Source organism: Streptomyces asiaticus (assembly GCF_018138715.1).
Lineage (GTDB): Bacteria > Actinomycetota > Actinomycetes > Streptomycetales > Streptomycetaceae > Streptomyces > Streptomyces asiaticus.
Genome location: NZ_JAGSHX010000006.1, coordinates 4,337,423 through 4,351,461, shown reverse-complemented (window position 1 = coordinate 4,351,461; position 14,039 = coordinate 4,337,423). Strand labels below are relative to the sequence as shown.

10 protein-coding genes and 1 pseudogene are annotated in these 14,039 nt (G+C 71.2%); 10 read left to right on the top strand and 1 reads right to left on the bottom strand.

Annotated features, from left to right (window positions below; genetic code table 11):
• The first annotated feature begins 59 nt into the window (after nt 1-59).
• From KHP12_RS25675 to KHP12_RS52940, 3 genes and pseudogenes are all read left to right on the top strand, one after another.
• The gene (locus KHP12_RS25675) at nt 60-257 is read left to right on the top strand and encodes a DUF4244 domain-containing protein (protein ID WP_051573355.1); all 198 of its coding nucleotides are present in this window, start codon (nt 60-62) and stop codon (nt 255-257) included.
• A gap of 130 nt (nt 258-387) precedes the next feature.
• Nucleotides 388-828: a TadE family type IV pilus minor pilin gene (locus KHP12_RS25670; RefSeq protein ID WP_211833828.1), complete on the top strand. Its 441-nt coding sequence runs from the start codon at nt 388-390 to the stop codon at nt 826-828.
• Nucleotides 825-1,196 (top strand): annotated as a pseudogene (locus tag KHP12_RS52940) (Rv3654c family TadE-like protein); the annotation flags it as partial. The gene KHP12_RS25670 and the pseudogene KHP12_RS52940, both read left to right, overlap by 4 nt.
• A 111-nt stretch (nt 1,197-1,307) precedes the next feature.
• On the opposite strand, the gene KHP12_RS25660 reads toward KHP12_RS52940, so the two are convergent.
• Nucleotides 1,308-3,764, bottom strand: a complete 2,457-nt coding sequence (locus KHP12_RS25660; protein ID WP_211833827.1) for a DEAD/DEAH box helicase — start codon at nt 3,762-3,764, stop codon at nt 1,308-1,310.
• 54 nt (nt 3,765-3,818) lie between these two features.
• Here KHP12_RS25660 and bldG point away from each other — a divergent pair, with 54 nt between their 5' ends.
• The 7 genes from bldG to topA all read left to right on the top strand — a co-directional run bounded on the left by bldG (nt 3,819) and on the right by topA (nt 14,008).
• Nucleotides 3,819-4,160: an anti-sigma factor antagonist BldG gene (gene bldG, locus KHP12_RS25655; RefSeq protein ID WP_014061729.1), complete on the top strand. Its 342-nt coding sequence runs from the start codon at nt 3,819-3,821 to the stop codon at nt 4,158-4,160.
• A gap of 92 nt (nt 4,161-4,252) precedes the next feature.
• Nucleotides 4,253-4,681, top strand: coding sequence for an ATP-binding protein (locus KHP12_RS25650; protein WP_037955352.1), 429 nt, complete (start codon nt 4,253-4,255; stop codon nt 4,679-4,681).
• Between the two features lie 736 nt (nt 4,682-5,417).
• Complete coding sequence (locus tag KHP12_RS25645) at nt 5,418-7,856, top strand: sodium-translocating pyrophosphatase (protein ID WP_086882145.1); 2,439 nt, start codon at nt 5,418-5,420, stop codon at nt 7,854-7,856.
• A 238-nt stretch (nt 7,857-8,094) separates the two neighbouring features.
• On the top strand, nt 8,095-8,667 hold the full coding sequence (locus KHP12_RS25640) for a small secreted protein (RefSeq protein WP_244202836.1): 573 nt from the start codon (nt 8,095-8,097) through the stop codon (nt 8,665-8,667).
• A 228-nt stretch (nt 8,668-8,895) separates the two neighbouring features.
• Complete coding sequence (locus tag KHP12_RS25635; protein WP_086882143.1) at nt 8,896-10,470, top strand: N5-glutamine methyltransferase family protein; 1,575 nt, start codon at nt 8,896-8,898, stop codon at nt 10,468-10,470.
• 266 nt (nt 10,471-10,736) lie between these two features.
• Complete coding sequence (locus KHP12_RS25630) at nt 10,737-10,934, top strand: hypothetical protein (protein ID WP_086882142.1); 198 nt, start codon at nt 10,737-10,739, stop codon at nt 10,932-10,934.
• 209 nt (nt 10,935-11,143) lie between these two features.
• Entirely contained in the window at nt 11,144-14,008 is a 2,865-nt protein-coding gene (gene topA / locus KHP12_RS25625) for a type I DNA topoisomerase (protein WP_086882141.1), read from the top strand.
• Nucleotides 14,009-14,039 lie beyond the last annotated feature (31 nt).

The window sequence follows — 14,039 nt, the reverse complement described above, 5'->3', positions numbered from 1 at the left end:
GCACGACGAACGACGACACCGCGGTCGGTGACGCCGCGGACAGGTCAAGGGGGGCCGACATGGTGAAGCAGTGGTGGGTACGGCGGTACGCGGCGGCGCGGGCGAAGGCCGAGGCGGGCATGACCACCGCCGAGTACGCGATGGGAACGATCGCGGCATGCGGTTTCGCCGCGGTGCTCTACAAGGTGGTGACCAGCGGGGCCGTCAGCAGTGCACTTCAGTCGGTCATCGGACGGGCGCTCGATGCGCAGTTCTGAGTCGCCGGGGGCGGGGGAGCGGACGGGCTCGCGCGCCAGGAGCGGCGCGCGGGGCGTCCCGAGGGCCGGTGGCGTCCCGAGGGCCGGTGGCGTCCGGAGAGCCCGTAGCGGCGTCCCGAGGGCCCGGAGCGTGCCCAGGACGGGCGTCCTGGGGGCCCGGGGCCCTGCGCGGGACAGCGGCTACGTAACGGCGGAGGCGGCCGTCGCGCTGCCGGTGCTGGCGCTGTTCGCCCTGACGCTGATCTGGGGGCTGATGGCCGCGTCCGCGCAGCTTCAGTGCGTGGACGCGGCCAGAGCCGGGGCGAGGGCGGCGGCGCGTTCGGAGCCGGAGGCGGACGCGATGGCCGCCGCCCGCTCGGCCGCGCCCGATGGGGCTCGAGTCGAGCTATGGCGGGAGGGGGACCTGGTGCGGGTGCGGGTCCGTACCCACGCCGTCGGTCCCGGCCCGCTGGCGGTGAATCTGCGCGGCGAGGCCGCCGCGCTCGCCGAGGACTCGGTGGGCGCGGATGACGCGATGAGCGGGGGCGGCGAGCCCGGCGCGGTCGGTACGGCCCGGGAGGCTGTTCCGTGAGCTCGGGAGGCGGTCCGGTGAGGCCGGGAGGCTGTTCCGTGAGCTCGGGAGGCGTTCCCGTGAGCCTGGTAGACAGTTCCGTGAGCCCGGGAGGCGGCCCGGTGAGGTGGGCGGACGACCGGGGGTCGGCCACGGTCTGGACCGCGCTGGCCGCGACGGCGCTGTGCGTGGTGTTCGCGGCCGTGCTGGCGGCCGGGCAGGCCATGGTGGCGCGCCATCGGGCTGGCGGAGCCGCCGATCTGGCGGCGCTCGCGGCGGCGGACCACGGCCTGGAGGGGGCTCGTACGGCGTGCGGTCTCGCCCGGCGGGTGGCCTCCGCGCAGGGGGCGCACGTGGTGCGGTGTGCCCTGAGCGGTGAGATCGCGGATCTCACGGCCGAGGTGCGCACCGGCCCCTTCGCCCTCCGCGTCCGGGCGCGGGCGGGGCCCGCGGGCGCTCCGGTCACCGGATCGCCGTCCCCACCGGGCGGCGGGGAACGCTCACTCGGTGGTCGGCGGTTGCTCCGGGGCGCCGGCGAGCAGGGTGGTCAGCAGGCGGATGGCGGCCTTCTTGTCCAGCGGGTCGTTGCCGTTCCCGCACTTGGGCGACTGGATGCAGGACGGGCATCCCGCCTCGCACTCGCACACGGCGATCGCCTCACGGGTGGCCGCCAGCCAGCGGGCGGCCGTGTGGAAGGCGCGCTCGGCGAAGCCCGCGCCACCCGGATGCCCGTCGTAGACGAAGACGGTGGGCAGCAGCGTGTCGGGGTGCAGCGGGATGGACACCCCACCGATGTCCCAGCGGTCACAGGTGGCGAAGAGCGGCAGGATGCCGATCGAGGCGTGCTCGGCGGCGTGCAGGGCGCCGCCGAGGGCCTGGGGGTGCACCCGGGCCTCCTCGAGCTGGTCGTCGGTCACCGTCCACCACACCGCCCGGGTGCGCAGGGTGCGCGGCGGAAGGTCCAGCTTGGACTCGCCGAGGACCTCGCCGGTGATCAGCTTGCGGCGCAGGAAGGAGACCACCTGGTTGGTGACCTCGACGGAGCCGAAGCACAGCCGCGCGTCCCCCCAGGGGATCTCGGTGGTGGTCTCCAGGATGGAGATCGCCGTGGTGTCGCGGGCCGTGGTCGAGTAGGGCGGAGTGGCCTCCTCCACCAGGGCGACCGAGTCGTCGAGGTCGAGCTGTTTGACGAGATAGCTCCGGCCCTGGTGGAGGTGGACGGCGCCCTCGTGGACGGTGGTGTGGGCCGCCGCGGCGTCCACGGTGCCCAGCAGCCGCCCGGTGGCCGCCTCCACGACCTGGACCGGGCTGCCACCCGCCCCGCGGATGTCGGTGAGGTCGGCGGCGCGCTCACGGCGGGTCCAGTGCCAGGCCTTCGCCCGGCGGCGCAGCAGCTTGCGCTGCTCCAGCTGCGGCATCAGCTCCTCCGTGGCGGGCCCGAAGAGCTCCAGGTCGGGCTCGGTGAGCGGAAGCTCGGCCGCGGCGGCGCACAGATGCGGTGCGAGGACATAAGGGTTGTCCGGGTCCAGGACGGTGGACTCCACCGGCTGCCGGAAGAGGGCGTCCGGGTGATGGACGAGATAGGTGTCCAGCGGGTCGTCCCGGGCGACCAGGATCGCGAGGGCCCCTTCGCCGGTGCGCCCGGCCCGCCCCGCCTGCTGCCACAGGGAGGCGCGGGTGCCGGGATAGCCCGCCACGACCACGGCGTCCAGCCCGGCGATGTCCATCCCCAGCTCCAGGGCGGTGGTCGCGGCGAGCCCCAGCAGCTCACCGGAGTGCAGGGCCTTCTCCAGGGCGCGGCGCTCCTCGGGGAGATAGCCGCCCCGATAGGCGGCGATCCGGTTCGGCAGCGAGCGGTCCACCTCCGCGAGCCGCTCCTGGGCGATGAGCGCGATGAGCTCCGCGCCCCGCCGGGAGCGTACGAAGGTGACCGTACGGACGCCCTGGACGGCCAGGTCGGTGAGCAGGTCCGCGGACTCGGCCGTGGCCGTGCGCCGCACCGGGGCGCCCTGCTCGCCGTGGAGCTCGGTCAGTGGCGGCTCCCAGAGGGCGAAGACGACCTCGCCGCAGGGCGAGCCGTCCTCGGTGATCTCCACCACGGGCACGCCGGTCAGCCGGCCCGCGGCGACCGCCGGATCGGAGGCGGTGGCCGAGGCGAGCAGGAACACGGGCGAGGAGCCGTAGCGGGCGCAGACGCGGCGCAGCCTGCGCAGCACCTGGGCCACATGGGAGCCGAAGACACCCCGGTAGGTGTGGCACTCGTCGATCACCACATAGCGCAGCGCGCGCAGGAAGGAGGACCATCTGGGGTGGCCGGGCAGGATGCCCCGGTGGAGCATGTCGGGGTTGGTGAGTACGTAGTTCGCGTACTGCCGCACCCACTCGCGCTCCTCGACGGGCGTGTCGCCGTCGTAGACCGCTGCCCGGATGCCGGTGCCCAGCGGGGCGGTGAGGTCGGCCACCGCGCGCCGCTGATCGGCGGCCAGCGCCTTGGTGGGGGAGAGGTACAGGGCGGTCGTCCCCCGGCCGCTGGGCTCCTCCGAGCCGTCCAGCAGGGTGCTGAGGACAGGGGCCAGATAGGCGAGGGACTTGCCGGAGGCAGTTCCGGTGGCCACGACCACCGATTCGCCGCGCAGCGCGTGTTCGGCCGTGCGCGCCTGGTGGACCCAGGGGCGATCGATGCCGACCGCGCGAATGGCGTTGATCACCTCCGGCCGGATCGCCGAGGGCCAGTCGGCATGGGTTCCCGGGCGCGGGGGCAAGTGCTCCGTATGAGTGATGCGCGTGCTCCGGCTCGCCCCCGTGCTCAACCGGCCGAGGACGGCCCGGGGTGAGGGGCGTATGCCCGCCTGCCGCGGGATTTGGTTGTCGGCCATCGACACCGAGTGTGTCACTGGTCTGACGGACAATGGTCTCAAGGCGTCGTGCACGCCTGCTGGTAAGTGATTGAATGCCATCGCGGCTGCCGATCCATGGGGGGCGACCGCTCGATGCAAGGTGCTGGAGGATCCGTGGACCTGTCCCTGTCGACTCGGACCGTCGATGACCGCACGGTCGTCGAGGTCGGTGGCGAGATTGATGTATACACCGCGCCCAAGCTGCGCGAGCAGCTGGTCGAGCTTGTCAACGACGGCAACTACCACCTGGTCGTCGACATGGAGGGCGTCGACTTTCTCGACTCCACCGGACTCGGCGTGCTCGTCGGCGGGCTCAAGCGAGTGCGGGCCCACGAGGGCTCGCTGCGCCTGGTCTGCAACCAGGAGCGCATTCTGAAGATCTTCCGCATCACCGGCCTGACCAAGGTGTTCCCGATTCACACCTCGGTCGAGGACGCTGTCGCGGCGACCGACTGACAAGATCGCCGAAGGAAGACACAGAAGGGGGTTCCGGGCGGCGCTCGCCCGGCCCTCCCCATACGCACGCCCATACGCCCGAGGGGGATGGCATGGCCACCGTCGAACTCCGCTTCAGCGCGCTGCCCGAGCACGTCAGGACCGCTCGTCTTGTCGCGGCGGCCGTGGCGCGCCGGGCGGGGGTGGATGAGGCCGTGCTCGACGAGGTGCGGCTCGCGGTCGGTGAGGCCTGCACACGCGCGGTCGGGCTCCACCTGAGCAATGGGGTGGAGGCACCGGTGCGGGTGATCCTGACCGAGGAGGAGAAGAAGTTCTCCATCGAGGTCGGTGACGAATCCCCGACCTCGGCCGCCCTGGCGCCCGGCTCCCACCCGGAGGCGGACGACGAGGCCGAGGGCGAGGACGAGATGGGTCTCGCCGTCATCAGCGGGCTCGTCGACGATGTCGAGGTGACGACCAGCGAGACCGGTGGAGTGATCCGGATGAGCTGGCCGACCGCGCCCCAGCCTCTGGTGTCCTAGCCCGAGCCAAGACCTTCGGCGGGCCTGGCCCACCGATCCGGGTTCCGCCCGTACCGGTTTCGGGCCATGTCGCCGGACCGTCCCGTGTCGTCGGATCGGGCCGTGTCGTCGGATCGGGCCGTGTCGTCGGACCGGGGCCTGTTCTCGCCGGTTCGGGCCCTGCCCCGGCGGGCCGGGCCTCTCGCCTCGCCCCGGGGCCCCGGTGTCGGCCTGGACTCGTCCTGACCGCTGAATCGGGCCCCTCGCGGGGTCATTCGCCCGTCATCCCTCGCCCGATCTTCCGGACCACCGGACCGGCCGTTTCAAGATCGCCGGTCCGGCTGTCGGCGTGCCCGCGCCCGCTCGGCGGCGCCGTCCCGGCGCGCCCCGGCGCGCCCCACGGCGCATCTCTCGGCGCGCGCTTTTTCGATCTCGGGCGTACGCTCTGAACAGCGCTTTTCTCAGTGCCACGCGATCGTCGCAAGATCGCCATTGAGATCGTCCATATAGATCATTTATGGCGATCACTTTACATCCGTCATCGAATTGTCGACCTTCCTTCTTCCGAAGGAATTCGTACCGCCAAACCTATTGATCTTCGCTGGTGCGGGGGAATTCCCTTTCCGGCGCCCTGTTTTGATCGTGTGACGCTCCCTACAATCCGTCCACATCTCGAGCTCAGGACGCCTGAGCGCGGCGGCTCTTCTGCGGTCGCAGAACTGCTGCGCGCCCATGTGCCAAACGTCAAGGAGGACGAATGGCGGGGCCTCTCACCCCTCATCAGCTGGACCTCACCCCAACCCTGGCCGCCGCAGAGCTGACCGACGACAACCGTGTGATCGTGCTGGTGATCGCCGCCGTCGCGATCGCGGCGCTCGCGGTCGCGGTGGTGCTGGTACGACAAGTCCTCGCGGCCGGCGAGGGCACGGACAGTATGAAGAAGATCGCCGAAGCCGTTCAGGAAGGCGCCAATGCCTATCTGGCCCGGCAGCTGCGCACCCTCGGTGGATTCGCCGTGGTGGTGTTCTTCCTGCTCATGCTGTTGCCGGCGGACGACTGGGCGCAGCGCATCGGGCGTTCGGTGTTCTTTCTGATCGGTGCGGCATTCTCGGCGGCGACCGGCTATATCGGGATGTGGCTCGCGGTGCGCAGCAATGTGCGCGTCGCCGCCGCCGCCCGTGAAGCCACCCCCGAGCCCCCCACCACACCCGTCAATGGCGATTCGGCCGCTTCCGCGCCCGGTAAGCCGAGCGTGGATCTCACGGCCGTCTCGCACAAGGCAATGAAGATCGCATTCCGTACCGGCGGTGTGGTGGGAATGTTCACCGTGGGCCTCGGACTGCTGGGCGCCTCCTGCGTGGTGCTGGTCTACGCGGCCGACGCGCCCAAGGTGCTGGAGGGCTTCGGGCTCGGCGCCGCGCTGATCGCGATGTTCATGAGGGTCGGCGGCGGCATCTTCACCAAGGCCGCCGACGTCGGCGCCGACCTCGTCGGCAAGGTCGAGAAGGGCATCCCCGAGGACGATCCGCGCAACGCCGCGACCATCGCGGACAACGTTGGCGACAACGTCGGGGACTGCGCCGGTATGGCCGCCGACCTCTTCGAGTCGTACGCCGTCACCCTGGTGGCCGCGCTGATCCTCGGCAAGGCGGCCTTCGGCGACTCCGGGCTGGCCTTCCCACTGCTCGTCCCGGCCATCGGCGTGGTCACCGCCATGATCGGGATCTTCGCCGTGGCTCCGCGCCGCGCCGACCGCAGCGGGATGAGCGCCATCAACCGGGGCTTCTTCATCTCCGCCGTGATCTCGATGGCGCTGGTGGCGATCGCGGTCTTCGCCTATCTGCCGTCCAGCTACGCGGACCTCGACGGTGTCACCAACCGCGAGATCCTCGGCCACAGCGGTGATCCGCGGGTGCTCGCGCTCGTCGCGGTCGCCGTCGGCATCGTGCTGGCCGCGCTCATCCAGCAGCTCACGGGCTACTTCACCGAGACCACCCGGCGCCCGGTGCGGGACGTCGGCAAGACCTCGCTGACCGGCCCGGCCACCGTGGTGCTCTCCGGTATCTCGCTGGGTCTGGAGTCCGCCGTCTACTCGGCGGTGCTGATCGGGCTGAGCGTCTACGGCGCCTTCCTGCTCGGCGGCAGTTCGATCATGCTGGCGCTGTTCGCCGTGGCGCTCGCCGGTACCGGTCTGCTCACCACGGTCGGTGTGATCGTCGCCATGGACACCTTCGGCCCGGTCTCCGACAACGCCCAGGGCATCGCCGAGATGTCCGGCGATGTCGAGGGCGCGGGCGCGCAGGTGCTCACCGACCTGGACGCGGTCGGCAACACCACCAAGGCGATCACCAAGGGCATCGCCATCGCCACGGCGGTGCTCGCGGCGGCCGCGCTCTTCGGCTCGTACCGCGACGCCATCGCCGAGGCGGTGAGCGACGTGCACACCTCCGTGGCCGGAGAGATGAATCTGAACCTGGACATCTCGCAGCCCAACAACCTCGTGGGCCTCGTCCTCGGCGCCGCCGTCGTCTTCCTCTTCTCCGGGTTGGCGATCAACGCGGTGTCGCGTTCGGCCGGTGCGGTGGTCTTCGAGGTGCGGCGGCAGTTCCGCGAGAAGCCCGGGATCATGAACTACACCGAGAAGCCCGAGTACGGCCGGGTCGTCGACATCTGCACCAAGGACGCGCTGCGCGAGCTGGCCACACCGGGTCTGCTCGCCGTCATGGCGCCGATCGCCGTCGGCTTCACCTTCGGGGTCGGCGCGCTCGGCTCGTTCCTGGCGGGCGCGATCGGCACCGGCACGCTGATGGCCGTCTTCCTCGCCAACTCCGGCGGCGCCTGGGACAACGCCAAGAAGCTGGTCGAGGACGGTCACCACGGCGGCAAGGGGAGCGAGGCCCATGCCGCGACGGTGATCGGCGACACGGTCGGCGATCCCTTCAAGGACACCGCCGGTCCCGCGATCAACCCGCTGCTGAAGGTGATGAACCTGGTGGCGCTGCTGATCGCCCCCGCGGTGGTCAAGTTCTCCTACGGGGACAACGCCAGCCCGGGGCTGCGCGCGGTCGTCGCGGTGACCGCCGTCGTGATCATCGTGACCGCCGTCTACATCTCCAAGCGGCGCGGAATCGCCGTAGGTGACGAAGACAACTCCGAGCACGTGGCGAAGTCAGCCGACGCGGCGGTGGTGTCCTAGCCCACGAGGGGGCCAGGGGGCCGGGAAGGCCCCCGCGACATGCGGGCGGGCGGTGTGCGACGGCACATCGTCCGCCCGCTCCCCTGCCCGCGATGCGCCATCCGCTCGATGAGGCCATGTCCACAATGAGCGTGGTGCAAATGCTCCTAAGGGTATTCATACGGGACGCTCTCCCGGTGGGCTTCGCCGGATGGACGTGTATGTTCCGGGGCCGAGAGCCATGGAAGGGACCAATCCGGTGAACAAGAAGCTTGTGGCTGCACTGTCCGGCGGTGCGGCACTCGTACTGGCGCTGACCGGCTGCGGGGGCGGCGACGACGACAAGAAGGTCAACGACTGGGCCAAGTCGGTCTGTGACGAGGTGCAGCCTCAGCTGAAGAAGATCCAGGGCGCCAACACCGCGATCCAGGGCGCGGCCGACGAGCAGGACTCCAAGAAGCTCCAGCAGACCGACTCCAAGGCGTTCCAGGAGATCTCCGAGTCCTACGGGGCACTCGCCAAGGCCGTGAACAAGGCGGGCCCGCCGCCCGTGGACAGCGGCGACAAGACCCAGAAGCAGGCGGTCAAGGAGCTCAACGCCACCTCGGGGTCGTACACGAAGCTGAAGTCGGCCATCGACAAGCTGGACACCTCGGACAAGTCCAAGTTCGCCCAGGGACTCGCGGGCGTCGCCGATGAGCTCGACAAGCTCAGCAAGTCGGGTGACCAGGCCCTACAGAAGCTCCAGGAGGGCAAGGTCGGCTCGGCGATGGCCAAGCAGCCCGGCTGCCAGAAGCCGAAGACGGCCGGCGGCGCCACGACGCAGTCCTAGCCGGTCCTGGGCGGTCCCCGTCGGCCCGCGTAGCCCCGTAGCCCTCGTGGTCCTTCCGGGCGGTCCCCGTAGTCCTTACGTGGACCGTCCCGGAGTTCCGCCGCCAGGGGGCCAACGCCGCCCCCTGGCGCGCCCTTTGTCGGCCCGTCACCGCGGTCGGCGCGGGCGATGTCGTCCCGATGCCGACTGCCGTCGCCCGCTGTCGGTGATTGCCCCGACAATGGGGGCGTGAGTACGCACCAGCCCTCGTTCCGCCTCCCCACCGCCGACCCCGAGCGCACCGCCCGCCTGCGCGAGGCGCTGTCGGCCGCCTCCTTCACCGCCGACGGTCTGCTGGACCTGTTCGGCCCGTCCGCCTACACGGCCCTGGCGCGCGGGGAGACCGTCCCGGCACTGCGCGCCACCCGGGCCGGGAGCGGCCCGCTGGAAACCCTGGTGCGGCTCTTCCTGCTCCAGCGCCCGGTGGCGTACGGGCGGGCGGCCGCGGCCCTCCCCGCCGAGGACTGCCTCGCCGACGGCTGGCTGGTGCGCGACGGCGACGAGGTGCGCGCGAGCGTGGACGTGCGGCCTTACGGCGGGCCCGAGGGCCAGGACTGGTGGATCGTCTCCGACCTGGGCTGCGCGGTCGGCGGCGCGGCGGGGATCGGTGGCCCGGGCGGCGCGCGCGACCGTGAGGACCGCTCCCGGCTCGTCCTGGGTGTCGGCGGCGCGTCCACCACGCTCGCCGGTCTGACCGTGCCCGCGCCCGTGGACCGCGTCCTCGACCTCGGCACCGGTTCCGGCATCCAGGCGCTGCACGCGGGCCGCCACGCCACCCGCGTGACCGCCACGGACCGCAATCCGCGCGCCCTGGCCATCGCCCGGCTGACCCTCGCCCTGTCCGGGGCGCCGGAGCCGGATCTGCGGGAGGGGTCGCTGTTCGAGCCGGTCCGGGACGAGACGTACGACCTGATCGTCTCCAACCCGCCCTTTGTGATCTCCCCGCGCTCCCCGGAGGGCAGCGAGCTGGTCTACCGGGAGGGCGGGATGGCCGGGGACGATCTGTGCCGCACCCTCGTCCAGCGGTCCGCCGGGCACCTCGCCGACGGCGGCTGGTGTCAGCTGCTGGCGAACTGGCAGCACGTCGAGGGGGAGGACTGGCGCGAGCGGCTGGCCTCCTGGGTCCCGCCCGGCTGTGACGCGTGGATCGTGCAGCGCGAGGTGCAGGACGTCACCCAGTACGCCGAGCTGTGGCTGCGCGACGCCGGTGAGCACCTGGCCGGTCCCGAGGCGTACGCGGCGCGCTACGACGCGTGGCTGGACGAGTTCGAGGCGCGGAAGACCACGGCCGTCGGCTTCGGCTGGATCACCCTGCGCAAGTCCGGCGCCGACCGGCCCTCGGTGGCCGTGGAGGAGTGGTCCCATCCGGTCGAGCAGCCGCTGGGGGCCGAGGTCATGGCCCACTTCGACCGGCAGGACTTCCTGCGCACGCATGACGACGCGGCGCTGCTGACCGCCCACTTCCGGCTCGCCGACGAGGTCGTCCAGGAGCAGGTGGGCCCGCCCGGGGCCGAGGACCCCGAGCATGTGGTGCTCAGGCAGCACCGGGGGATGCGGCGCGCGACGAAGGTGGACACGGTCGGGGCGGGCTTCGCGGGTGTGTGCGACGGCACACTCAGCGCCGGCCGGATCCTGGACGCCATCGCCCAGCTGCTCGGGGAGGACCCGGTGGTGCTGCGCGACCGCACTCCCGAGTCCATCCGGCTCCTGGTCGAGCAGGGCTTTCTGTGGCCGGTCGGCGACGACGGCATAGGGATGCCATGACGGCATAGGGACGGCCACGCCAAGACACGACAAGAGACGCCACGACAAGGCACGACAAGGCACGACGAGCAACGCGTCGCTACGTGCGCTGGGGGCGTGCGCCGGTGGTACAGCCCTCTGCTTCGCGCCCCCGTATGGCAGGAAGCTGCCGCCGGGGGTGCCGAAGGGGCCACCCCGGGGCGGGCTCGGACGGAGCCCGGCGGGGCGACGCGCGCTGTTCACCCGGGGTTCGCGCGCACGCCTCGCGCCCGTGCCACGCTCCCGCCATGGAGAGCGGACCTGCGATCTTCGCCGGAACGGCATTCGTGTTGTTCGGCGCCGCGCTGCTGCTGTGGGCGGCGGCGCGCCTGAGGCAGCGTGTGCCCGTCGCGCACGGTGTGAGTCCTGTCGCTTCCGCGGTGCTCTCCCTCTTCTTCGGCATCGCCGCGCTCGGCGGCGGAATCTGGTGCCTGGGTTACGCCTGACAGGGCCTTCCACGCTGCCTCGTGCCGGTCCGGGCGGCAGACAGGACGGTTGTCGGGTTACCGTTCGAGTGGCGTTGCGGGCTTTTTCCGTTTGACACGGGGGCGGGATGTACCGTCACACTCCGCAGCGTCACCGCAGAGGGAGGCCGTGAGCGTTACCTGCACGGCACTGCCCGTTCACCGAGAGTCGACCGGAGAGAAGAGCCAAGTTGTCCCCGACCACCAGCGAGACCGCACAAGGCGGCCGCCGACTCGTCATCGTCGAGTCGCCTGCCAAGGCGAAGACGATCAAGGGCTACCTCGGCCCGGGCTACGTGGTCGAGGCCAGCGTCGGGCACATCCGGGACCTGCCGAACGGTGCGGCCGAGGTCCCGGACAAGTACACCGGCGAGGTCCGGCGGCTCGGCGTGGACGTCGAGCACGACTTCCAGCCCGTCTATGTGGTCAACGCTGACAAGAAGAGCCAGGTCAAGAAGCTCAAGGAACTGCTCGCCGACTCCGACGAGCTCTTCCTGGCCACCGATGAGGACCGTGAGGGCGAGGCGATCGCCTGGCACCTCCAGGAGGTCCTCAAGCCCAAGGTCCCGGTGCGCCGGATGGTCTTCCACGAGATCACCAAGGACGCCATCCGGGCCGCCGTGGCCAACCCGCGCGAGCTGAACCAGCGCCTCGTCGACGCCCAGGAGACCCGCCGCATCCTCGACCGCCTCTACGGCTACGAGGTCTCGCCGGTCCTGTGGAAGAAGGTCATGCGCGGCCTGTCGGCGGGCCGGGTCCAGTCGGTAGCCACCCGTCTCGTCGTCGAGCGCGAACGCGATCGCATCGCCTTCCGCTCCGCCGAGTACTGGGACCTCACCGGCACCTTCGCCACCGGCCGGGCCGGTGACGTCAGCGACCCCGGCACCTTCGGTGCCCGCCTTACGGGCGTCGACGGCCTCCGGGTCGCCCAGGGGCGCGATTTCACCTCGCTCGGGCAGCTCAAGGACGGCCTCAACGTCCTCCACCTGGACGAGGCGGGCGCCCGCTCGCTGGCCACGGCCCTTGCCGACACCGCCTTCACGGTGCGCTCGGTCGAGTCCAAGCCGTACCGCCGCTCGCCGTACGCGCCGTTCCGCACGACGACCCTCCAGCAGGAGGCCAGCCGCAAGCTGGGCTTCGGCGCCAAGGCCACCATGCAGGTCGCGCAGAAGCTGTACGAAAACGGCTACATCACCTATATGCGTACGGACTCCACCGTCCTGTCGGACACGGCGGTGGCGGCGGCCCGGGCGCAGGTCACCCAGCTGTACGGGGCCGACTACCTGCCCGACAAGCCGCGCACCTACGCGGGCAAGGTCAAGAACGCCCAGGAGGCGCACGAGGCCATCCGCCCCTCGGGAGACCGTTTCCGCACCCCGGCGGAGACCGGCCTCACCGGCGACCAGTTCCGGCTCTATGAGCTGATCTGGAAGCGGACCGTCGCCTCCCAGATGAAGGACGCGATCGGCAACTCGGTCACCGTCAAGATCGGCGGGCGGGCGAGCGACGGCCGGGACGCCGAGTTCTCCGCCTCCGGTAAGACGATCACCTTCCACGGCTTCATGAAGGCCTATGTGGAGGGCGCCGACGACCCGAACGCCGAGCTCGACGACCGCGAGCGCCGGCTGCCGCAGGTCGCCGAGGGCGACCGGCTCACCGCCGAGGAGATCACCGCCGACGGCCACGCGACCAAGCCCCCGGCCCGCTACACCGAGGCGTCGCTGGTCAAGGAGCTGGAAGAGCGCGAGATCGGCCGCCCGTCGACCTACGCCACGATCCTGGGCACCATCCTCGACCGCGGCTATGTCTTCAAGAAGGGCACCGCGCTCGTGCCCTCCTTCCTGAGCTTCGCCGTGGTCAACCTGCTGGAGAAGCACTTCGGCCGGCTGGTCGACTACGACTTCACCGCCAAGATGGAGGACGACCTCGACCGCATCGCGCGCGGCGAGGCCGAGGCCGTGCCGTGGCTGAAGCGCTTCTACTTCGGCGAGGGCGCGCAGGCCGGCGCCGCCGAGGCCGGGAACGGCGACGGCGACCACCTCGGCGGCCTCAAGGAGCTGGTCACCGACCTGGGCGCGATCGACGCCCGGGAGATCTCGTCCTTCCCCGTGGGCGACGGCATCGTGCTGCGCGTCGGCCGCTACGGGCCGTACGTCGAGCGGCCGACGGAGGTCGAGGGTGGCACCGGCCAGCGCGCCGACGTCCCCGACGACCTGCCGCCGGACGAGCTGACCGTGGAGCTCGCGGAGGAGCTGCTCGCCAAGCCGAGCGGTGAGTTCGAGCTGGGTCCCGACCCCGAGACCGGTCGCATGATCGTCGCCAAGGACGGCCGCTACGGCCCGTACGTCACCGAGGTGCTCCCCGAGGACACCCCCAAGAGCGGTAAGAACGCCATCAAGCCGCGCACGGCCTCCCTGCTGAAGTCGATGTCCCTGGACACGGTGACCCTGGAGGACGCGCTCAAGCTGATGTCGCTGCCGCGTGTGGTCGGCGCCGACCCCGAGGGCGTGGAGATCACCGCGCAGAACGGCCGCTACGGCCCGTACCTGAAGAAGGGCACGGACTCGCGGTCGCTCGAGACCGAGGAGCAGCTCTTCACCATCACGCTCGAGCAGGCGCTGGCGATCTACGCCCAGCCCAAGCAGCGTGGCCGGGCCGCGGCCAAGCCACCGCTGAAGGAGCTGGGCACCGACCCGGTCAGCGAGCGGCCCGTGGTGGTCAAGGACGGGCGCTTCGGTCCGTACGTCACGGACGGCGAGACCAACGCGACGCTGCGCCGCGACGACGACGTGGAGACCATCACGCCCGAGCGCGGCTTCGAGCTGCTCGCCGAGAAGCGCGCCAAGGGCCCGGCGAAGAAGACCGCCAAGAAGGCGGCGGCGAAGAAGACCGCGGCCAAGAAGACCGCGGCCAAGAAGACGGCGGCGAAGAAGACGGCCGCAAAGAAGACCGCGGCGACGAAGACGACCGCGAAGAAGACGGCCGCCAAGAAGACGACCGCGAAGACCGCCGCCAAGAAGACGGCGGCCGAGAGGTCGTCGGCCAACGCCGAGTAGCCGGCCGAGCGGCGGGCGGGAAAGCGGAGGA

Coding starts and splice junctions, on each gene's coding strand:
- KHP12_RS25630 (WP_086882142.1), top strand. CDS start 10,737: ATGGAGAGCGGACCTGCGATCTTCGCCGGAACGGCATTCGTGTTGTTC.
- KHP12_RS25660 (WP_211833827.1), bottom strand. CDS start 3,764: ATGGCATTCAATCACTTACCAGCAGGCGTGCACGACGCCTTGAGACCA.
- KHP12_RS25650 (WP_037955352.1), top strand. CDS start 4,253: ATGGCCACCGTCGAACTCCGCTTCAGCGCGCTGCCCGAGCACGTCAGG.
- KHP12_RS25645 (WP_086882145.1), top strand. CDS start 5,418: ATGGCGGGGCCTCTCACCCCTCATCAGCTGGACCTCACCCCAACCCTG.
- KHP12_RS25675 (WP_051573355.1), top strand. CDS start 60: ATGGTGAAGCAGTGGTGGGTACGGCGGTACGCGGCGGCGCGGGCGAAG.